Here is a 21,003-nt window from a genome sequence, read left to right on the forward strand (position 1 = left end):
TGGCAGACTGACCCCTGCGGCCCCTCTGGGGTCGGCCACAGCAAGCCTGCATCGCCATGCCGGACGACCGCGACCTCAGCAACCTGATCGGCCAGACCTACGACGCCGCCACCGGCGACGAGGACTGGGCGGTTCTGCTCGAACGACTGAAGCGGGCCGTCGGCGGCACGGCGGCCATCATGCGGTGGAACCGCAGGCCGGCGGAGACGGCGATCCTCTCCGACATGGATCCGGCGGTTCATCGGAGCTACGACGCCGACTACCGCAGCACCGACCCGATCAAGTCGAAGGTGCGTGACCTGCCGCCCGGATCCGTGGTCGACGAAGGCACCTTGGTGCCCGAGGGGGCACTGGAACGGACCGAGGTCTACAACGGCATCTACGCCCCGAACGATCTCCATTTCTGCCTGTCCTGGTATACCATGGACCCCATGGCGCAGGGCGTCGGCATGGCGATCTATCGCCCCCGCCGGTCCCCCCGCTATTCGGATGACGAGTTGCGCCTGCTTTGGGCGATCGCTCCGCATCTCGATCGGGCGGTCCAGATCGAGGGGCGTCTGGCGACCGCCGCGGCCCGGCGCGAAATCGTCGGGCCGTCCTACACCGGGCCCGACCTCAGCCGACGCGAGCAGGATTGCCTGACCTGGATCGCCCATGGCGAGTCGAGCAAGGGCATCGCCCGCCAGCTCGCGCTGTCGGCCTATACCGTCAACGAATACATCGCCTCGGCGATGCGCAAGCTGGACGCATCCAGCCGCACCGAGGCCGTGGCCACCGCCCTCACGCTCGGGCTTCTCAACCTCTGACGGCACGCGCGGCGTGACATCCGCCGCCCGGCGTCGCACCTTGCGGCATTCGTAGGACATCATCGCGAGGCCGCCCGTCGGGCGAGAGGAGACTGGCCATGGATCTGGGACTGACCGGCCGCAGGGCCCTGGTGTGCGCGGCGAGCAAGGGCCTGGGCAAGGGCTGCGCCCTGGCGCTGGCGCGCGAAGGCGTGGCGGTGACCATCACCGCCCGCGGCGCCGAGGCGCTGGAGGCGGCGGCCGAGGAGATCCGCCGCGCCACCGGCGTGCAGGTGACCGTCGTCGCCGGCGACATCACCACCGAGGCGGGGCGCGAGGCGGCGCTGGCGGCCTGCCCGGATCCCGACATCCTGGTCAACAACGCCGGCGGCCCGCCGCCCGGCGACTTCCGCGAGTGGGACCGCGAGGCCTGGATCAAGGCGCTGGACGGCAACATGCTGACCCCGATCTTCCTGACCCGGTCCGTGGTCGACGGCATGGCGTCGCGCGGCTTCGGCCGCATCGTCAACATCACCTCCAGCGCGGTGAAGGCGCCGATCCCGGAGCTGGGCCTGTCGAACGGCGCCCGCGCCGGCCTGACCGGCTTCATCGCCGGCCTGGCCCGCCAGGTGGCCGGCAAGGGCGTCACCATCAACGGCCTGCTGCCCGGGTCGTTCGACACCGACCGGCTGCGCGGCGGCATCAACGCCGCGGCCGGGCGGTCGGGCGAGGATGCCGAGGCGGTGGCGGACCGGCGCCGCGCCGGGATCCCGGCCCGCCGCTTCGGCCAGCCCGACGAGTTCGGCGCGGCCTGCGCCTTCCTGTGCAGCGTCCATGCCGGCTACATCACCGGCCAGAACCTGCTGATCGACGGCGGCGCCTTCCCCGGCACGCTGTAGCCGCGCTCCGCTGAGCCCGGCCGCGCGCTGGCGGCCGGGTGCAGCGGGCGTCATTCCCGGACGGCGCCGGTCAGGCTGGAGACGTAGTATTCGACGAAGAAGGAATAGAGCACGACCACGGGGATCGACCCGAACAGCGCCGCCGCCATCAGCGACCCCCAGTGGTAGACGTCGCCTTCCACCAGCTCGGTGATCGCCCCGACCGGCACGGTCTTGTTCTCGGATGAGGAGATGAAGGTCAGGGCGTAGAGGAACTCGTTCCAGGACAGGGTGAAGGCGAAGATCCCGGCCGAGATCAGCCCCGGCACCGCCAGCGGCAGGGTGATCCGCCGCAGGATCTGCAGCCGCGAGGCGCCGTCGATCAGGGCGCATTCCTCGATCTCGTAGGGGATCGACCGGAAATAGCCCATCAGCATCCAGGTGCAGAACGGGATCAGGAAGGTCGGGTAGGTCAGGATCAGCGCCCATTCCGTGTCGAACAGGCCGAGGTTGAACACCATCGCCGCCAGCGGGATGAACAGGATCGAGGGCGGCACCAGATAGGCCAGGAAGATCGCCAGCCCGACATAGGCCGCCCCGGTGAAGCGCAGCCGCTCGATGGCATAGGCGGCCAGCACGGCGCAGAACAGCGACAGGAAGGTCGAGCTGACCGAGACGATGATGGTGTTGACCATCCAGTCGGGATAGCTGGTCTCGAACAGCAGCTTCTTGATGTGCTCCAGCGTCGGATGGGCCACCCAGAACGGGTTGTACTTCTGGTAGTCGTACAGCTCGGCATCCGGTTTGAAGGTGGTGGTCGCCATCCAGTAGAACGGGAACAGCAGCACGAACAGGATGATGCAGAGCGGCAGGTAGACCGTCACCAGCCGCCGCGGCAGGGTCTGGAGATAGGCCATGCCCTCCTGGTCTTCGGTGTTCGCCGCCATCAGTCCTTGCCCCCCTGCTGCCAGCGCCGGCGCTGCAGCCCGAAATAGCTGAACAGGATGGCGGCGATCAGGAACGGGATCATCGCGTTGGCGATGGCCGCCCCCTCGCCGAGATGGCCGCCGGTGATGGCGCGCTGGAACGACAGGGTCGCCATCAGTTGGGTGGCGTTGATCGGACCGCCGCGGGTGATGACGTAGATCAGCTGGAAGTCGGTGAAGGTCAGCAGCACCGAGAAGGTCATCACCACCGCGATGATCGGCGACAGCATCGGCAGCGTAATCCAGCGAAAGCGCTGCCAGGAACTGGCGCCGTCCAGCGCCGCCGCCTCGTGCAGCGACGGCGGGATGGTCTGCAGCCCGGCCAGCAGCGTGATCGCCACGAAGGGGATGCCGCGCCAGATGTTGGCGGCGATCACCGACCAGCGGGCGTTCCAGGGCTGGCCCAGGAAGTCGATGTAATGGTCGATCAGCCCCAGCTTGATCAGGGTCCAGGAGATGATCGAGAACTGGGAATCGTAGATCCACCAGAAGGCGATGGCCGACAGCACGGTCGGCACCACGAACGGCAGCAGCACCACCGCCCGCAGGATGGATTTGAACGGCAGACGCTGGTTCAAGAGGATCGCCAGGTACAGGCCGATGGCGAACTTCACCACGCTGGCGACCACCGTGTAGAGCACGGTGTTGAAGATCGACAGCAGGAACACGGAATCATGGGCCAGCGAGACGAAGTTGGCGAGACCGACGAAGCGTCCGGTGCCGCCGATCGTCTGGTCGGTGAGGCCGAGCCACAGGCCCAGGCCCAGGGGATAGGCCAGGAAGAACACCAGCAGCGCCGCCGCCGGCAGCATGAACAGCAGGCCGAGGACATTGCGGTTGTCCAACAGCCGCGCCCCACCGCGCGCCGGCCGGCGGCGGGCCGCGCGGGCGGTGTCGGCGGCGGTGGATATCGGACCCGGCGGCGGCGCCACGCCGTCGTCCCTCTCAGCCCTGGTAGTAGCGCTTGGCGCGCTCGGCGGCCTGCGCCGCCGCCGCCTGCGGGGTCTGGTCCCCGGTGCAGGCCGAGGCGAACATGTCGACCACCACGAAATCGCCCATCACCGCCGCCGAGGCGGCGCCCAGCGCGCCGGCATAGCCGTTGTCCTGGGCGAATTTCAGCACGTCGCGGAACGGCGTGACCTTGGGGTCGGCGGTCCACACCGGGTTGTCGTTCCAGGCCGGCAGGGGCGGCGCGATGTAGCCGTTCGACGCGGTCTCCCAGGCGTCGACCTGCTCCTTCTCCCACATGAAGCGCAGGTACTCCTTCACCGCATTCGGATATTTCGAATAGGCGTAGGCGTAGGTGTTGAGGATGTTCTGCTGTTCGGTCGGATGCCCGACCGGGCCGATCGGCATGTTGGCGTGGTCCATGTCGGCGGCGATCGCCTGCAGCGCCGGGTCCTTCGAGGTCTTGGCCACGGTGTAGATCGAGATGCCGTTGAGGGTCAGGCTGATCTGGTCGGCCAGGAACGCCTTGTTGTTGCTCGGGTCCTGCCAGGACAGCACGCCCTCGATGAAGGTCTCGGCCAGCTGCTTCGCGTATTCCAGCGCCGCCACCGTCTCCGGTGAATCCAGGACGACGTTGCTGTTCTCGTCGACCACCTTGCCGCCATGGGCCCACAGGCACCATTGCGTCCAGCCATTGGCGTCGCCGGTGCCGTGGCCGAGGGCGAAGCCCGGCGGCTTGCCGGCCGCCTTCAGCCCCTGGCACAGCTTCAGGAAGCCGGCGGTGTCCTTCGGGAACGTCTCGAAGCCGGCGGCGCGCACCGCGCTGATGCGGTAGTTCAGGGCGCCGCCGGTGGCGCCCTGCGGCAGCGCGATCCAGCGGTCGCCCTTCTTGCCGTAGCGCTGGGCGATCGGATACCAGCCGCCGTATTTCGCGCCGAGATAGTCGGCCACGTCGGTGACGTCGATCAGCTTGTCTGCGAATTTGAACGGGTCGTCGAGCGTGCCCATGATGATGTCGGGGCCGGCCCCGACATTGGCCGCCACCGCCGCCTTAGGCCGCAGGTCCTCCCAGCTTTCGGCGTCGACCCGGACCTTGACCCCGGTCTGTTCGACGAATTTGTTGGTGTTGGCGACGAAGCTGTCGAATTCGGACTGCAGGAACTGCTTCCAGCGCAGCACCCTGATCTGGGCGCCCGGCTCGATCGCGCCGCCGGACCAGGCCGGGGCGGCCGCGATGGCGCGGGCCGGCAGCAGGCCGGCCGCGGCGGCGGTCGAGCCGATCTTCAACAAATCACGCCTGGTGATGTTGCTCATGCGTCCCTCCCCGATGTCGCGCAGTCATTCGCTGCCACGATCTTTCGGCCGGTTGCCCGGCCGCGCTCAGGACCTTCGCACGCCCTCGCCCAGTGTCGTCGTCTCACGGTTCCGTCGGGCGACTGGTGTCGAGCCCTGGTCTCACCGATTGAAACCTGCCGAATCACCTCCGGCAGCGTCACTTCCGGAAAGTTTATAAACTTGTCGGACAACATTTGTCCACTGGGACATCCTCCCCGGAGCAGCCGCAGCGCTACTACTGCGCTACTACGGCCGTAACCCGGTTCCCGGGGCCAGACATCATGCCGTAACCCGGCCGGCCCAGAACGGAAGCATCGAACACCGCGGCCGCCGGAATTCACCGGTTGCCCTCCCGACAGATCCGCACAGGAGATTTCAGAGATGAGCCCCAACACCTCGCCCACCACGCAGCGGCGGCCCCGCACCGGCTTGTTCCGGACCGGCCTGTGGCTGTGCGCGATCGGCCTGCGGCGGCAATGGCCGCTGCCGGGTCGAGCGGACCGCGACGCCGCCAGCCGCAGCAGCGTCTGGACCCACACTCTCTAACCACACGAGCCCCACGATCCCATGGATGCTTTCGAAGACCGCGCCCGCGCCAACCAGCTCAAACTGCAGGCCGACCTCAAATCCCACTACGACTTCATCGTCTGCGGCTCGGGCTCCTCGGGGTCGGTGGTGGCGCGGCGGCTGGCCGAGCCCCCCGGCGTCAGCGTGCTGCTGCTCGAGGCCGGCGGGTCCGACGACGTCCCGGCCGTGATGAATCCGCTCCTGTGGCCGACCAATTTGGGCACCGAGCGCGACTGGGGCTTCCACGGTGTGCCCAACCCCCGGCTGAACGGCCGCGCCCTGCCGCTGTCGATGGGCAAGGTGCTGGGCGGCGGGTCCAGCATCAACGCTTCGGCCTGGTCGCGCGGCCATAGGAACGACTGGGATTACTTCGCGCAGCAGACCGACGATGCCGCCTGGGGCTACGAGTCGGTCCTGGCGATCTACCGGCGGATCGAGGACTGGCAGGGCACGCCGGACCCGCGGCGCCGGGGCACCGGCGGGCTGGTCCATGTCGAGCCGGCGCAGGATCCCAACCCGATCGCGCCGGCCATGCTGGAAGGCGCGCGGTCGGTCGGCATCCCGACCTTCGACGACCAGAACGGCGAGATGATGGAGGGCGATGGCGGCTGTGCCATCGCCAATCTGCGGATCCGCGACGGCAAGCGGCAGTCGATCTTCCGCACCTATGTTCACCCGCTGATGGACCGGCCGAACCTGACGGTGCTGACCCAGGCGCTGGTCACCCGCATCACCTTCGCCGGCAAGCGGGCGACCGGGGTGGAGTTCGTCTTCGACGGCCGGGTGCATCGCATCGGCGCCGCGCGTGAGGTCGTACTTTCCCTGGGCGCGATGCACACGCCCAAGGTGCTGATGCAGTCCGGCATCGGCGACCAGGCGGACCTCGGCCCCCTGGGCATCGAAATGGTGCAGCACGCGCCGGGGGTGGGCCGGAACTTCCAGGACCACATCATGGTCGCGGGCTGCCTGTGGGAATACGAGACGCCGCTGCCGCCCCGCAACAGCCTGGTCGAGGCCACCTTCTTCTGGAAGAGCGACGCGAGCCTCGACACCCCCGACCTGCAGCCCTTCCAGATCGAGGCCCCCTACGTCAACGCCGAGACCGCCAGGCTGAACCCGCCGGCGGGCTGCTGGTCGATCGGTCCCGGCCTGGTCCGGCCCCGCAGCCACGGCCGGATCCGGCTGACCGGGCCGGACCCGATGGATCCGCTCGAGATCGACGCCAACACGCTGGGCGACCCTGCCGACCTCAAGGCGCTGCTCACCTGCATCGAGCTCTGCCGCGAGATCGGCAACTCGGCAGCGCTGCGCCCCTTCGTCAAGCGCGAGGTCATGCCGGGCGGGCTGCGCGGCGCCGCGCTGGAGCATTTCGTGCGCGACGCCATCGTCACCTATTTCCACCAGGCCTGCACCGCCAGGATGGGGCTGGACGAGATGTCGGTGGTGGACGGCCGGCTGCGGGTCCACGGCATCGACAACCTGCGCATCGCCGACGGGTCGGTGATGCCGCGGGTGACCACCGGCAACACCATGGCCCCTTGCGTCGTCATCGGTGAACGGGCGGCCGAGCTGCTGAAGGCCACCCACGGGCTATGACCGGCAGACGAGGCCGGCGCTAGTCGGCGGCCGGTCCCAGCTCGCTCTCCAGCCCGCGCAGCATCTCGATCAGGCGGCGGCGGAAATGTTCGGCGAAGCGGTCGGCGGCGCGCGAGCGGGGCTGGCCGGCGGCGAAGGCCAGGCCGAATTCGTTCCACAGAAGCGGCCGGAACGGGCGGATGGCGATCGGCAGCTCGCGGAAATGGCTGGCCATCAGCGCGTTGACGATGGTCACCCCCAGCCCCTGCGCGGCGAAAGCACAGGCCGAGCCGACCGAATGCGTCTCCACCCGCACCCGCGGCCGGAAACGGACGCGCCGGAACATCTGGTCCATCTCCGCCCGCGCCGGGCGCTGCCGGCCCAGCAGCACCAGCGGCTCGCCCTCCAGATCCTCGACCGACACCACCGCCTGCTCCGCCAGCCGGTGTCCCGCCGGCATGACGCACACGCTGGTGGTGCGGGCGATGGCGACGGTGTCCATCCCGGCCTCGCCGGTCGGCAGCCGCACGAAGCCGAGATCGGCCTGGCGGGTCAGCACCGCGCGCTCGGTCTCGTGATAGGCGCCGGACAGGATCTCCAGCGCGACATTGCCGTGGTCGCGCAGGAACTCCTCGACGATCAGGGGCAGGATGGTCTGCGACATGCTGTGCGGCACGCCGATGCGCAGCAGGATCTGCTCGGAATTCCCGGCCCGCAGCTCCTCCGCCACATGCTGCACCCGCTGCACGCGATCGACCGCATCCTCGACCGAATCCAGCAGGCCGATCGCCTCCGGCGTCGGGATCAGGCGCCCCTTCTCGCGGGCGAACAGCTCCAGCCCCAGCTCGGCCTCCAGCTGGGTCAGCAGGCGGCTGACCGCCGATTGCGACAGGTCCAGCCGCGACGCCGCGGCGGTGGTCGACCCGCTGCGCATGATCGCCTTGAAGGCTTCGAGCTGCTTGACGTTCATGCCGGCCGCGCCGATATCCCGGACACAAAGCGCCGCAACGCGTCCCCGGCCCGCGCGAATTGCGCATAGCCGAATGCGGATTCCGCATGATGTTGCGAGCCCCTGCCCGGCATGCCTAGTGTCCCCCTGCCCCGCCGGCCCGCCCGGCTAGGCCCATCATAAGCGAGCAAACAGGGACGCAGATGCGGGAATCGCACGCCGGGGCCGGACGCCCGGCATGACCGTCTTCATCATCCGCCGCCTGGTGCAGAGCAGCTTCGTCCTCCTGGTCACCTCGCTGCTCGTCTTCGTCGGCATCTACGCCATCGGCAACCCGATCGAGATCCTGGTGCCGGCCGACGCGTCGCAGGCCGAGATCGCCCAGGCGGTGCAGTCGCTGGGCCTCGACCGGCCGCTGTGGCAGCAATACCTGACCTTCCTGGGCAATGCCTTGCATGGCGACCTCGGCCGGTCCTTCGTCTTCAACCAGCCCTCGATCAGCCTGATCTTCGAGCGGCTGCCGGCGACGCTGGAGCTGGCCTTCGTCGCCCTGCTGCTGTCGCTGGTGGTCGGCATCCCGCTCGGCGTCCTCTCCGGCCTCAAGGCCGGCAGCGGCTTCGACCGCACCGTGATGACCGGATCGATCCTCGGCTTCAGCCTGCCCAGCTTCTGGCAGGGCATGATGCTGATCATGGTGTTCTCGGTCATGCTCGGCTGGCTGCCCTCCACCGGCCGCGGCGCCACCGGCGAGATCCTGGGCCTGCACACCAGCCTCGCCACCTGGGACGGCTTCACCCATCTGATCCTGCCGGCGATCAACCTGTCGCTGTTCAACGTCTCGCTGATCATCCGCCTGACCCGCAGCGGCATGCGCGAAACCCTGCCGCTGGACTTCGTCAAATTCGCCCGGGCCAAGGGCCTGACCGAGCGGCGGGTGATCTTCGTCCATGTGCTGAAGACCATCCTGATCCCGATCGTCACCGTGGTCGGCATGGAGTTCGGGTCGCTGATCGCCTTCGCCACGGTGACCGAGACCATCTTCGCCTGGCCCGGCGTCGGCAAGCTGATCATCGACAGCATCATGCGGCTCGATCGGCCGGTGATCGTCGCCTACCTGCTGATCGTGGTCATGATGTTCATCGTCATCAACCTGGTGGTCGACATCCTCTATTCCGTGCTCGACCCCCGCGTCCGGCTGTCCGACTCATGACCGACGCCGTGATCCCCCGCAAGCCGCTGCTCGGCGACGGCATCCTGGCCCAGGCCGCGCGCGGCATTCTGGACAGCAAGGCCGCGACGCTCGCCGCCATCGCCTGCCTGGCGCTGGTCCTGGTCGCCCTGTTCGCCCCCTGGATCGCGCCGCAGGATCCCTATGACCTCGCCTCGCTCAGCATCATGGACGGCAGGCTGCCGCCAGGCAGCGAGAGCATGGATGGCTGGACCTACTGGCTGGGCACCGACGCCCAGGGCCGCGACATGCTGTCGGCGATGCTGTACGGGCTGCGCACCAGCCTGAGCGTCGGCGTGCTGGCCGGCCTGTTCGCCCTGGCCGTCGGCACCACGCTGGGGCTGGTGGCCGCCTATTTCGGCGGCAGGATCGACACGCTGATCATGCGGCTGGTCGATTTGATGCTGGGCTTCCCGACCATCCTGGTGGCGCTGATGATGCTGGCGGTGCTGGGCCAGGGCGTCGGCAAGGTCATCCTGGCCCTGGTTTTCGTGCAATGGGCCTATTTCGCCCGGGCCGTGCGCGCCGCGGCGCTGGTCGAGCGCGGCAAGGAGTATGTCGAGGCGGCGCAGTGCCTGGGGCTGAGCCGCAGCCGCATCCTGTTCAGCCACCTGCTGCCGAACTGCCTGCCGCCGGTGATCGTGATCGCCACCATCCAGGTCGCCCATGCGATCGCGGCCGAGGCGACGCTGAGCTTCCTCGGCATCGGCCTGCCGATCACCGAGCCGTCGCTCGGCCTGCTGATCGCCAACGGCTACCAGGTGCTCTTGGCCGGCCTCTACTGGATCAGCGTGTTCCCCGGCCTGCTGCTGCTGGCGCTGATCTTCTCGATCAACATCGTCGGCGACCGCCTGCGCGAGGCCCTGAACCCAAGGCTGCAGAAATGACCGCGCCCACGCTGAGCGTCGAGAACCTGCAGACGCATTTCTTCACCAAGGCCGGCACGGTGCGCGCGGTCGACGGCGTCAGCTTCACGGTCGACCGCGGCGAGATCCTGGGGCTGGTCGGCGAATCCGGCTCCGGCAAGTCGATCACCGGCTTTTCCATCCTCGGCCTGGTCGACCCGCCGGGCCGGGTGGTCGGCGGCCGCATCCTGTTCAAGGGCGAGGACCTGGCGACGCTGCCGGCGGAGCGGCTGCGGCAGCTGCGCGGCAACCGCATCGCCATGATCTTCCAGGACCCGATGATGACCCTGAACCCGGTGCTGCGGGTCGAGACCCAGATGGTCGAGACCATCCAGGCGCATGAGCGGGTGTCGCGGGCCGAGGCGGTGGCGCGCTGCCGCGACGCGCTGGGCCGGGTCGGCATCCCGTCGCCGGAGGAACGGCTGAAGGCCTATCCGCACCAGTTCTCCGGCGGCATGCGCCAGCGCGTGGCCATCGCCATCGCCCTGCTGCACAAGCCCGACCTGATCATCGCCGACGAGCCGACCACGGCGCTGGATGTCACCATCCAGGCCCAGATCCTGGCCCAGGTGCAGACCCTGTGCCGCGAGACCGGCACGGCGCTGATCTGGGTCAGCCACGACCTGGCCGTGGTCGCCGCCTTGGCCGACCGGATCTGCGTCATGTATGCGGGAAAGGTGGTCGAGACCGGCACGGTCGACGAGGTGATCGACCGGCCGGCGCATCCCTACACCATCGGCCTGATCGGGTCGGTGCCCGGCGACCGGCCGCGCGGCCAGGCGCTGTTCCAGATCCCCGGCATGGCGCCCTCCCCGCTGTCCCTGCCCGATGGCTGCGCCTTCCGACCGCGCTGCGGCCATGCCAGCGAGGCCTGCCTGGCGGTGCCCGAGGCGACGCGGCTGGCCGATCGCGAATTCCGCTGCTTCCACCCGCAACTGGGAGCGCAGGCATGACCGCGGTTTCCACGACCACGGGGCCGTTGATTGAGGCCGCCGGCCTGGGCAAGCGCTTCACCAAGCGGCTGGACTATGCCGAGAAGGCCGCGCGCTTCCTGGGCGCCCGGATCGAGGAGCGGACGGTGCATGCCGTCGACGCGGTCGACCTCGCCATCGCCCCGGGCGAGGTGCTGGGGCTGGTCGGCGAATCCGGCTGCGGCAAGTCCACGCTGGGCCGGATGATGGCCGGCATCCTGCCGCAGAGCGACGGCGCCCTGCGCTGGCGCGGCCGCGACGTTGCCGGGCTGACCGGCGAGGCCGCGCGCGACGCCAAGCTGAAGGCGCAGATGATCTTCCAGGATCCCTTCGCCTCGCTGAACCCGCGCAAGCGGGTGCGCGACATCATCGGCGAGGCGCCGCGGGTGCACGGGCTGGTGCAGCGGCGCGAGACCGACGCCTATGTCCAGGCGGTGATGCGCCGGGTCGGGCTGGACCCGGCCTATCGCGACCGCTTCCCGCACCAGTTCTCCGGCGGCCAGCGCCAGCGTATCGGCATCGCCCGGGCCCTGGCGGTGAAGCCGGACTTCCTGGTCTGCGACGAATCCATCGCCGCGCTCGACGTCTCCATCCAGGCCCAGATCCTGAACCTGTTCCTGGAGCTGCAGCAGGATCTCGGCCTGACCTACCTGTTCATCAGCCACGACCTCGGCGTGGTCGAGCACATCAGCGACCGGGTGGTGATCATGTATCTCGGCCGGGTGGTCGAGACCGCGTCGACCGCCGAGCTGTTCGACCGGCCGTTGCATCCCTACACCGTCGCGCTCCTGAACGAAGTGCCGCGGTTGAGCAACCGCAAGCGCAAGTTCGAGACGGTCAAGGGCGAGATCCCGTCGCCGCTGCACCCGCCGAGCGGCTGCCATTTCCACCCGCGCTGCCCGATGGCGACCGACCGCTGCCGCAGCGAGCGACCGGCGCTGCGCCCGGTCGCGCCCGGCCACCAGGCCGCCTGCCACCTGATCTGAGGCGCTGAATGCGCCCGACCGACAAAACAGAGGAGAGCACGATGTCGATGATGCGGAAGACCCTGGGCGGCGTCGCCCTGGCCCTGGCGCTGAGCGCCATGAGCGTCGGCACCGCCTGGGCCGCCGACCTGACCATCGGCACGGCGACCGAGCCGTCCGCCATCGACCCGCAATTCTCGCGCACCGGCAACAACCAGTCGATCTCGCAGCACATGTTCGACCGGCTGGTGCAGACCGACGAGAACCTGCAGGTGCAGCCGGCGCTGGCCCTGTCCTGGACCTCGGTCGACCCGACGACCTGGGAGGTCAAACTGCGCCCCGGCGTCAAGTTCAGCGACGGGTCGGACCTGACGGCGGACGATGTGATCTTCTCGATGGGGCGGGCCAAGTCGGTGCCGAACAGCCCGGCACCGTTCTCCGGCGCGGTCGGCAGCATCGCCGGGATGACCGCGGTCGACCCGCTGACCATCCGCTTCACCACCAAGGCGCCGACGCCGCAGTTCATCGAGCAGGTCGGCCTCGTCTATATCGTCTCGAAGAAAGCGTCCGAAGGGAAGACGACCAACGACTTCAACTCCGGCACGGCTGCGATCGGCACCGGCCCCTACGTGTTCAAGCAATGGGTGCCGGGCGACCGGCTGGTGCTGGCGCCGAACCCGCATTACTGGGGCGACAAGCCGGCCTTCGACAACGTCACCATCAAGTTCATCTCCAACAACGCAGCGCGGATCGCGGCGCTGCTGTCCGGGTCGGTCGATTTGATCGACGGGGTGCCGCCGCAGGACGTCGCCACAGTTAACGACAGCGGCAAGGCCAAGGTCTATTCCACCACCTCCGGCCGGCTGATCTACCTGGCGCTGGATTCGGCGCGGGACCAGAGCCCGTTCGTGACCGACAAGGACGGCCAGCCCCTGGCGGCCAACCCGCTGAAGGACAAGCGGGTGCGCCTGGCCGTGTCCAAGCTGATCAACCGCGACCTGATCATCCAGCGCCTGCTGAACGGGTCGGGCGAGGCCGCCGGCCAGCTGGTGCCGGAAGGCCTGGGCGGCTATGCCACGGATGTGAAGCCGGAGGCCTTCGACGCGGCCGGGGCCAAGGCGCTGCTGGCCGAGGCCGGCTATGGCGACGGCTTCGGGCTGACGGTGCATTCCTCGAACGACCGCTTCGCCGGCGATGCCGACATCGCCCAGGCGATCGGCCAGATGCTGGCGCGCGGCGGGCTGAAGATCAACGGCGTGGTCACCCAGCCCTACAACGTCTATGCCGGCGCCGCCTCGAAGCAGGAGTACAGCGCCTTCATCTTCAGCTTCGGCAACAGCAACAGCAATTCGGCCAACGCCCTGACCAATGTGCTGGCGACCTATGACAAGGACGCCGGCATGGGCGCCTTCAACCGCGCCCGCTACTCGAACCCGGAGTTCGACGCGACGCTGAAGCAGGCGTTGGCGGAGTTCGACGAGGCCAAGCGCAACCAGCTGCTGGAGCAGGCGGCGCGGATCGGCTTCGGTGATGTCGGCATCGTGCCGCTGTATTTCCCGACCGTGCACTGGGCGGCGCGCGACGGCATCAGCTACCGCGCCAACAAGAACGAATGGACGCTGGCCACCTACGCGGGGATCGCCAAGTGAGCTCGGGTGAGATCCCGGACCGCATCGATGATGCGGTCGTGGTGCTGCGCGACCAGATGGTGACGCTGCGCGACGGCGTGCGGCTGGCCACCGACGTCTACCTGCCGGCCGGCCACCGCATCGGCATCGACGCCCCGCTGCCGGTGATCCTGGAGCGCACGCCCTACGGCAAGACCGAGCTGTCGCGCTCCGAGATCGGGGTCGGGATGGACGGGCCGATGACCCGGCCGCAGGTGGCCGCGCATTTCGTCGCCGCCGGCTATGCCGTGGTCTATCAGGATTGCCGCGGCCGGCATGCCTCCGAGGGGGTGTTCACAAAGTACACCTCCGAAGGGCCCGATGGTTTCGACACGGTCGAATGGATCACCGCGCAGCCCTGGTCGAACGGCAAGGTCGGCACCATGGGCCTGTCCTACGCCGCGCACACCCAGTTCGCCCTGGCCTGCCTGAACCCGCCCGGCCTAGCCTGCATGGTGGTGGATTCCGGCGGCTTCTCGAATTCCTACCACTGCGGCATCCGCCAGGGCGGCGCCTTCGAGCTGAAGCAGGCGACCTGGGCCTTCAACCAGGCCAAGGAGAGCCCGGCGGCGCTGGCCGACCCCAAGGTGCTGGCGGCGCTGGAGGCGGAGGATTTGCGCGCCTGGTTCGCCGCCATGCCGTGGCGGCCCGGCCATTCGCCGGTGCGCGCCGTGCCGGAATACGAAGCCTTCCTGTTCGAGCAATGGACCCATGGCTCGTTCGGCGACTACTGGAAGCAGCTCGGCATCTACGCCGAAGGGCATTACGACCGCTTCCCCGACGTGCCAATGGTGCTGATGTCCAGCTGGTACGACGCCTATGTCCGCACCACGATGGAGAACTATGCGGCGCTCAGCGGCCGGTCCGCGCCGGTGAAGCTGATCATGGGGCCGTGGCTGCACGGCAACCGCAACACCACCTTTTCGGGCGACACCGAATTCGGGCCGGCGGCGACGGTCGACGCCAACGTCACCGAGGGCTGGCTGCAGTTCCGCCGGCGCTGGTTCGACCGCTGGCTGATGGGTGTCGAGAACGGCGCCGACACGGAGCCGACGGCGCGGCTGTTCCTGATGGGTGGCGGCAGCGGCCGGCGCACCGCAGAGGGCCGGCTGGACCATGGCGGGCGCTGGATCGCGGCGCCGGACTGGCCGCTGCCCGGCACCGCCTTCACCGACTATCACCTGCATGAGGACGGCCGGCTGGATCCGGCGGTGCCGGAGGCGGCGGACGCGTCGATCGCCTATCAGTTCGACCCGGCCAATCCGGTGCCCACCATCGGCGGCGCCCTGACCTCGGGCCAACCGGTGTTCGAGGGCGGCGGCTTCGACCAGACCGAGGGCGAGCGCTTCTTCGGCAGCCGCCGGCCCGGCCTGCCGCTGTCGTCCCGCCCCGATGTGGTGGTGTTCCAGACCGCGCCGCTGGCCGAGGACGTGGCGGTGGTCGGGCCGATCGAAATCCGGCTGTTCGTCTCCTCCGACGCGCCCGACACCGACTTCACCGCCAAGCTGGTCGACGTGCATCCGCCGACGCCGGACGACCCGCGCGGCTTCGCCCTGAACCTGACCGACGGCATCCTGCGCTGCCGCTACCGCGACAGCTGGGAGAACCCGTCGCCGCTGGAGTCCGGCCGGGTCTACGCCATCACCATCGAGCCCTTCGCCACCGCCAATCTGTTCAAGGCCGGCCACCGCATCCGGCTCGACATCTCGTCCAGCAACTTCCCGAAATACGACGTCAACCCGAACAGCGGCGAGCCGGAAGGCACCGGCCGGCTGAAGCGGGTGGCGACCAACCGCATCCATCTCGACCGCGCCCACCCGTCCCGGATCGTGCTGCCGATCGTGCCGGCCGCCGCGCTGGTGTCGCTGCCGCCGCCGCAAGCCTGAATATGATAGGATGCGTCCCATTCGACGCGGAACCGGCCGGGGCCGATCAAATCCGGCCGGAGCAAAGCGGGATACAGGGCGAGGCAGGGCTGCTGGTCCGGGAAGCCGGATCCGCGGGCGGAACCACCACATGAGCTGACCTCGCCCCTCCACGATATCGGGGGGCATCGACGGTGATCGCGGGATTTCAGGCACACGGTCGCGGGGCGTGATGGCCGACGCGCCGACCATGGGACGGGCCGGGTCGATCGACCGCTTCCGCGCCGAGCAGATCGCCGCCCTGTACAAGGCGGCGCCGGTCGGCGTGGTCGGCGCCCTGCTGGGCGGCATCGCGCTGGTCGGCGTGCTGGTCTATGGCGAGCTGGTGCCGCTGCCGATCGCGGCCGGCTGGGCGGGGGTCCTGCTGCTCTCGGCACTGGCCCATCTGCTGCTCTGCGCCGTCTATCGCCGCCGCGGGCCGTCCGCGCCGGGCTGGCGGTTCTGGGCCGCCGCCTTCACCCTGGCCAGCGCCGTCGAAGGGCTGGTCTGGGGCGTCGGCTCGATCACCCTGATCACGCCCGAGCGCATCGACCAGCAGCTCTGGGTCATGATCGCCACCTCGGCCGTGGCCTCCGGCGCCGCCACCGCCTTCGGCGCCTATCTCCCGGCCTTCTACGCGCTGCTGTTCCCGGCCATGGTCCCCTATGTCTTGTGGAGCGCCTTCCACACCGGCTTCTACAGTCATGCCCTGGGCTTCCTCGACCTGCTCTACGTCGTCGCCATGGCCGTGCTCGGCTGGCGCTCCTACCGCAGCCTGGAGGAGGCGCTGCAGCTGCGCTTCGCGAACCTCGACCTGGCGGAGAACCTGCGGTTGGAGAAGGACCGGGCGGAGCAGGCCAGCCTCGACAAGTCGCGCTTCCTCGCCTCCGCCAGCCACGATCTGCGCCAGCCGGTCCACGCGCTGAGCATGTTCGTCGGCGCCCTGCTGGCCCGGCCGATGGACGAGGAGGTGCGTCGCCTGGCGATCCAGATCGACGGTTCGGTCAGCGCGCTGGACAGCCTGTTCACCTCGCTGCTCGACATCTCGCGGCTGGATGCCGGCGTGGTGCTGTACTCACCCCAGGGCTTCGCCATCCAGCCGCTGCTGGAGCGTGTCTGCCGCGACCATGAGGGCGAGGCCCGGCGCAAGGGCATCCGGCTGGTGTTGCACCCGTGCCGCCTGGCGGTGCACAGCGACCCGATCCTGCTGGAGCGGGTGCTGCGCAACCTGGTCTCCAACGCGGTGCGCTACACCGAGCGCGGCCGCGTCGTGGTCGGCTGCCGCCGCGGGGCACGGCTGGGCATCGAGGTCTGGGACACCGGGCCGGGCATCCCGGCGGAGGAGCGCGGCCGCGTGTTCCAGGAGTTCTACCAGCTGGGCAATCCCGAGCGCGACCGGTCGAAGGGCCTCGGCCTCGGCCTGGCCATCGTGCAGCGGCTGACCGCGCTGCTCGACTCCCCCCTCAGCCTGCGCTCGACCGTGGGCAAGGGTTCGGTCTTCGCGGTTTCGGTGCCCGTCACCGAGGCGGCCGGGCCGGAGACCATGGCCGTCGCCCTGCCCGAGACCGCGGCCCACGGGCTGGTGCTGCTGATCGACGACGAGGCGGCGATCCAGGAGGCGATGCGCAGCCTGCTGACCGGCTGGGGCTACACCGTGCTGGTCGCGGGGTCGGGCGACGAGATGCTGGCGCGGATCGCGACCTGGCCCGACCGGCCGAACCTGATCATCTCGGACTACCGGCTGCGCGGCGACGAGAACGGCATCGCCGTGATCCGCCGCCTGCAATCCGAGTACAACGACGACATCCCGGCGATGCTGATCACCGGCGACACCGCGCCCGACCGGCTGCGCGAGGCGGAGGAGAGCGGCTTCCTGCTGCTGCACAAGCCGATCCACAACAGCCGGCTGCGGGCCGCGATCACCAACCTGCTGGCACGCGTCGCAGCCGAGGCCGAGGAGTAGACGCCGTCAGATCAGCTGCGCATCCCGCGCGGCGGTGGCCGCCTGGGTGCGGTTGACCACGTTGAGGGTGCGGAAGATGGCGGTGACGTGGACCTTGACCGTCTTCTCCGCCAGGTCCAGCGCGTTGCCGATCTCCTTGTTCGACAGGCCGCGCGCCAGCAGCTGCAGCACCTCGAGCTGGCGCTGGGTCAGCCGGGCCCCGGCGACGGCGTCCCCGCCGGGGCCGGCGGCCGAGGGGCCCAGCGGCAGCATGGTCAGCGGCGGCACGTAGATGTCGCCCGACAGCACCAGTTGCACCGCGAGGAACAGCGTCTGCCGGCTGGCCGATTTGGGGACGTAGCCGAGGGCGCCGGCGGCCAGAGCCTTGCGCACATCCTGCGGATCCTCCGACGAGGACAGGATGATGACCGGAAGCTCCGGCCGCCGCCGCCCGAATTCGGCGATCGCCGGCATCCCGCCCAGCCCCGGCATGGCGAGGTCGAGCAGGACCACGTCGAGGTCGCGATGCTGCTCCGCCATCGCCAGCCCCTCGGTGCTGTCGCGGGCCTCGACCACCACCGCGTCCGGGTCGCCCTGGCGCAGCAGCGCGACGAGCCCTTCGCGCACCACCGGATGATCATCGACGATCAGGAGCTTCATCGCCTCCCCGCCGGCTGCTGGCGTTTGCACGGCCGCCAATGGCCCTTCGCCAGATGCCGCTATTACGCCCCATCACCGAGCTCATCACAAGTCTTAGCTGGGGTCCTAAGACCAGACCTAAGGCATCAGTCCATCTTACTTGCCGTCGCCACGGTGATAACCTCGGATTTACTGCAACACCGCAATCATCACGGCAGATCCTGCCCAGTATTCGTGCGGCCGATCGCCAGGTGGCGCGCCGCGGCCGGATCGGCGGGCCGGGCGGCGACAGCCACGCCGTGACCAGGAACGGGGAGAAGGACGATGTCACGCATCGGTCGCCACGCATCGGTCATGGTCGTGGCCGCGGCGCTTACGCTGGCCGGCTGCCAGACCAACGAACAGACCGGGGGGCTGTTCGGGGCGGGCGGCGGGGCGCTGTTCGGCGGCCTGCTGGGCAACGCCGTCGGCCATGACCAGACCAGCACCCTGATCGGGGCGGGCCTCGGCGCGATCGGCGGCTATTTCGTCGGCAGCGCCATCGGCCGCCAGCTCGACCAGGCCGACCAGCAGCGCGCGGCGCAGACCACCCGCCGGGTGCTGACCTCGTCCGCCAGACGCGGCACGACGCGCAACTGGCAGAACCGCAGCACCGGCGTCCGCGGCTCCTCCACCGTGGTGGCGGTGGAGCCGAACGGCAGCGGCGGCGGCGAATGCCGCACGGTGCGCGAGGTCGCCTACATCAAGGGCCAGGAGGTCGAGCAGCAGTCGAAATACTGCCGCGGCTCCGGCGGCGAATGGGCGGCGCAGGCATGAGCGCCCGGACCATCCTCGCCGCGGTCCTGCTGCTGGCCGCGGCGCCGGCCGGCGCCGACGACCTGTTCGTGCCGCTGCCCAAGGGCATGGATTGGGACGAGGTGATGAAGCCCGACGCCATGCAGTTCAGCCTGGTGGCGGCCGGCAACCGGCACGTGCTGGTGGCCTGGGGCCAGATCGCCGGCGGCGATTCCGAGCGGTTCCGCATGGCGCTGGACCAGGCGCGGCCGATCGCCGAGGTCTGGCTGGACTCGCCGGGCGGGTCGCTCGAGGAGGGGCTGGAGATGGGCCGCATCCTGCGCGCCCGCAAGGTCACCACGCGGGTGCCGCGCGGCCTGCACTGCATCAGCGCCTGCAACTTCGCCTTCATGGGCGGCACGGTCCGCTATGTCGAGGTCGGGGCGGAGTTCGGCGTCCACATGTTCTCCAGCGACGCGGCCGACCGGATCCGGTCCCACTTGGTCAAGCCGCCGGAGACGGTGACCGAGTACAACATGCAGTTCCCGCAGGGCCAGCTCGACCCCGACGGGGTCGAAACCTACATCGCCAAGTACAACGCCGCCCATCCCGACAGCCCGAAGACGCTGTCGGCCCTGCTGCTGGACCAGGCGCTGGACGAGGACACCAAGGCGATCCAGCAGGGGTCGGCGCAGACCGCGGCGGAGATCGCCCGCTATCTGACCGAGATGAGCCTGTCGCTGCGCTTCCTGACCGAATTCGCCGACATCCCGAACTCGGCGCCCCGCGCCCTGAGCCGGCAGGAGCTGCGCGACTTCAACGTCGTCAACACCGACTGACCCGGCCGGATGGTGTCGACGTCGCCGTCACCGGTGTCCAGTTAAGCTTTAAGATCGAAGTGCAGACCTCATCTTTTGCTGTCATTGCCCGGCTCGACCGGGCAATCCAGGGGCCACCAAGAGCTGTTCCGGCCGCCCCTGGATGCCACGGTCAAGCCGTGGCATGACACTAAAAATCGAAGCATCACGAAGGGCTGGGGCAACCGCCCCCTTGCCATTCCCCCCGGCGCCCCGCCTCAGACCTCCACGCCGTTGGCCTTGGCCACATGGTCGGCCAGCATCGGGACATAATCCTCCGGGCTGCCGGTGGCATGGGCGGTCGCGAACTGGTTCTTCGCGGCGTTGCCCATCGGGTTGGCGATGCCGGCGTCGTCGGCCATGGCCTCGAGGTATTTCAGGTCCTTCAGGGCATTGGCGATCGAGAACTTGTGGGCGTTGCGGTCGCCCTCCAGCGTCCAGCGCATGAAGGTCTGGTAGAAGCCGCAATCCATCCGCCCGCCGCGGATCACGCCGTCGAAGCGTTCCGGCGAGATGCCGACCTTGCGCGACAGCGCCAGGGCTTCGCTGTACAGCGCGGCATAGCCGAGCGACAGGAAGTTGTTCAGCAGCTTCATGCGATGGCCGTCGCCGGTGGCGCCGATATGGACGACGCGGCCGGCCCAGGTCTCCAGCACCGGCTTGATCCGGGCGAAGACGGCGTCGCTGGCCCCGACCATGGTGTCGAGCGTGCCCTCCCACGCCTCCTTCGGGGTCCGGCCCAGCGGCGCGTCGACATAGTCGATGCCGCCCTCGGCCAGCAGGGCGGCCAGGGCGACGGTGGAGACCGGGTCGGCGGTGGAGCAGTCCACCACCACCGAGCCGCGGGCCAGCCCGTCCTTCAGGCCGTTCGGCCCGCGCACGATCTCCTCGATCTCCTTCGACCCGGTGACGCAGAGGAAGACGATGGTCGAGCGCGACGCCACCTCGGCCGGCGTGGCGGCCTCGGCGGCCCCGCGCCCCTTGAGGTCCTCGACCACGTCGCGCTTGCGCCGCGCCAGCACGGTCAGGGGATAGCCCTTCTCGACGATGTTCCTGGCCATGCCATGGCCCATGTTGCCGAGGCCGATGAAGCCGATGCGCTCCTGCTGCGGAGAAGAGTCGGACATG

At 69.3% G+C, this 21,003-nt stretch carries 19 protein-coding genes; 13 read left to right on the top strand and 6 right to left on the bottom strand.

Annotated features, from left to right (window positions below; all coding sequences use genetic code 11):
• The first annotated feature begins 56 nt into the window (after positions 1-56).
• Positions 57-806: a LuxR C-terminal-related transcriptional regulator gene (locus E9232_RS34480; RefSeq protein WP_309801882.1), complete on the top strand. Its 750-nt coding sequence runs from the start codon at positions 57-59 to the stop codon at positions 804-806.
• A 98-nt stretch (positions 807-904) separates the two neighbouring features.
• Positions 905-1,684 (top strand): SDR family oxidoreductase, encoded by a 780-nt coding sequence (locus tag E9232_RS34485; RefSeq protein WP_309801883.1) that lies wholly within the window; start codon positions 905-907, stop codon positions 1,682-1,684.
• Positions 1,685-1,734: 50 nt separating this feature from the next.
• On the opposite strand, the gene E9232_RS34490 is transcribed toward E9232_RS34485, so the two are convergent.
• The 3 genes from E9232_RS34490 to E9232_RS34500 are packed head-to-tail and all read right to left on the bottom strand — an operon-like array spanning position 1,735 to position 4,911.
• The gene (locus tag E9232_RS34490) at positions 1,735-2,610 is read right to left on the bottom strand and encodes a carbohydrate ABC transporter permease (protein ID WP_309801885.1); all 876 of its coding nucleotides are present in this window, start codon (positions 2,608-2,610) and stop codon (positions 1,735-1,737) included.
• Positions 2,610-3,581 (bottom strand): carbohydrate ABC transporter permease, encoded by a 972-nt coding sequence (locus E9232_RS34495; protein ID WP_309801887.1) that lies wholly within the window; start codon positions 3,579-3,581, stop codon positions 2,610-2,612. The genes E9232_RS34490 and E9232_RS34495 overlap by 1 nt, the downstream gene beginning before the upstream one ends.
• Positions 3,582-3,594: 13 nt before the next feature.
• Positions 3,595-4,911 carry an ABC transporter substrate-binding protein gene (locus E9232_RS34500; protein WP_309801889.1) on the bottom strand — a complete coding sequence of 439 codons (1,317 nt, stop codon included), beginning with the start codon at positions 4,909-4,911 and terminating at the stop codon, positions 3,595-3,597.
• Between the two features lie 402 nt (positions 4,912-5,313).
• On the opposite strand from E9232_RS34500, the gene E9232_RS34505 reads away from it, so the two are divergent.
• The gene (locus E9232_RS34505; protein ID WP_309801891.1) at positions 5,314-5,478 is read left to right on the top strand and encodes a hypothetical protein; all 165 of its coding nucleotides are present in this window, start codon (positions 5,314-5,316) and stop codon (positions 5,476-5,478) included.
• A 21-nt stretch (positions 5,479-5,499) separates the two neighbouring features.
• On the top strand, positions 5,500-7,095 hold the full coding sequence (locus tag E9232_RS34510) for a GMC family oxidoreductase (protein ID WP_309801893.1): 1,596 nt from the start codon (positions 5,500-5,502) through the stop codon (positions 7,093-7,095).
• Positions 7,096-7,114: 19 nt separating this feature from the next.
• Here E9232_RS34510 and E9232_RS34515 read toward each other — a convergent pair whose 3' ends face one another.
• Positions 7,115-8,044, bottom strand: coding sequence for a LysR family transcriptional regulator (locus E9232_RS34515; protein WP_309801894.1), 930 nt, complete (start codon positions 8,042-8,044; stop codon positions 7,115-7,117).
• A 217-nt stretch (positions 8,045-8,261) separates the two neighbouring features.
• Here E9232_RS34515 and E9232_RS34520 point away from each other — a divergent pair, with 217 nt between their 5' ends.
• From E9232_RS34520 to E9232_RS34550, 7 genes are all read left to right on the top strand, one after another.
• Positions 8,262-9,233 (top strand): ABC transporter permease, encoded by a 972-nt coding sequence (locus E9232_RS34520; RefSeq protein WP_309801897.1) that lies wholly within the window; start codon positions 8,262-8,264, stop codon positions 9,231-9,233.
• A complete protein-coding gene (locus E9232_RS34525) occupies positions 9,230-10,138 on the top strand; it encodes an ABC transporter permease (protein WP_309801899.1) in 909 nt (302 codons plus the stop codon). The genes E9232_RS34520 and E9232_RS34525 overlap by 4 nt, the downstream gene beginning before the upstream one ends.
• Positions 10,135-11,109, top strand: coding sequence for an ABC transporter ATP-binding protein (locus tag E9232_RS34530; RefSeq protein WP_309801901.1), 975 nt, complete (start codon positions 10,135-10,137; stop codon positions 11,107-11,109). Before E9232_RS34525 ends, E9232_RS34530 begins: the two co-directional genes overlap by 4 nt.
• On the top strand, positions 11,106-12,113 hold the full coding sequence (locus E9232_RS34535; protein ID WP_309801902.1) for an ABC transporter ATP-binding protein: 1,008 nt from the start codon (positions 11,106-11,108) through the stop codon (positions 12,111-12,113). The genes E9232_RS34530 and E9232_RS34535 overlap by 4 nt, the downstream gene beginning before the upstream one ends.
• A 41-nt stretch (positions 12,114-12,154) precedes the next feature.
• Positions 12,155-13,741, top strand: coding sequence for an ABC transporter substrate-binding protein (locus tag E9232_RS34540; protein ID WP_309801904.1), 1,587 nt, complete (start codon positions 12,155-12,157; stop codon positions 13,739-13,741).
• Positions 13,738-15,645, top strand: coding sequence for a CocE/NonD family hydrolase (locus E9232_RS34545; RefSeq protein ID WP_309801906.1), 1,908 nt, complete (start codon positions 13,738-13,740; stop codon positions 15,643-15,645). Before E9232_RS34540 ends, E9232_RS34545 begins: the two co-directional genes overlap by 4 nt.
• A 211-nt stretch (positions 15,646-15,856) precedes the next feature.
• Positions 15,857-17,626 carry an ATP-binding response regulator gene (locus E9232_RS34550; RefSeq protein WP_309801907.1) on the top strand — a complete coding sequence of 590 codons (1,770 nt, stop codon included), beginning with the start codon at positions 15,857-15,859 and terminating at the stop codon, positions 17,624-17,626.
• Positions 17,627-17,632: 6 nt separating this feature from the next.
• Here E9232_RS34550 and E9232_RS34555 read toward each other — a convergent pair whose 3' ends face one another.
• Positions 17,633-18,265, bottom strand: coding sequence for a response regulator transcription factor (locus E9232_RS34555; protein ID WP_309801908.1), 633 nt, complete (start codon positions 18,263-18,265; stop codon positions 17,633-17,635).
• Positions 18,266-18,568: 303 nt separating this feature from the next.
• Between E9232_RS34555 and E9232_RS34560 the strand changes: the two genes are divergently transcribed.
• Together E9232_RS34560 and E9232_RS34565 are read left to right on the top strand one after the other, a co-directional pair.
• On the top strand, positions 18,569-19,060 hold the full coding sequence (locus E9232_RS34560) for a YMGG-like glycine zipper-containing protein (protein WP_309801911.1): 492 nt from the start codon (positions 18,569-18,571) through the stop codon (positions 19,058-19,060).
• On the top strand, positions 19,057-19,857 hold the full coding sequence (locus E9232_RS34565; RefSeq protein ID WP_309801912.1) for a COG3904 family protein: 801 nt from the start codon (positions 19,057-19,059) through the stop codon (positions 19,855-19,857). Before E9232_RS34560 ends, E9232_RS34565 begins: the two co-directional genes overlap by 4 nt.
• A 236-nt stretch (positions 19,858-20,093) precedes the next feature.
• Here the strand turns inward: E9232_RS34565 and E9232_RS34570 are convergent, their stop codons facing one another.
• Positions 20,094-21,002, bottom strand: coding sequence for an NAD(P)-dependent oxidoreductase (locus E9232_RS34570; protein WP_309801915.1), 909 nt, complete (start codon positions 21,000-21,002; stop codon positions 20,094-20,096).
• Position 21,003 lies beyond the last annotated feature (1 nt).

This window comes from Inquilinus ginsengisoli (assembly GCF_031453975.1).
GTDB lineage: Bacteria > Pseudomonadota > Alphaproteobacteria > DSM-16000 > Inquilinaceae > Inquilinus > Inquilinus ginsengisoli_A.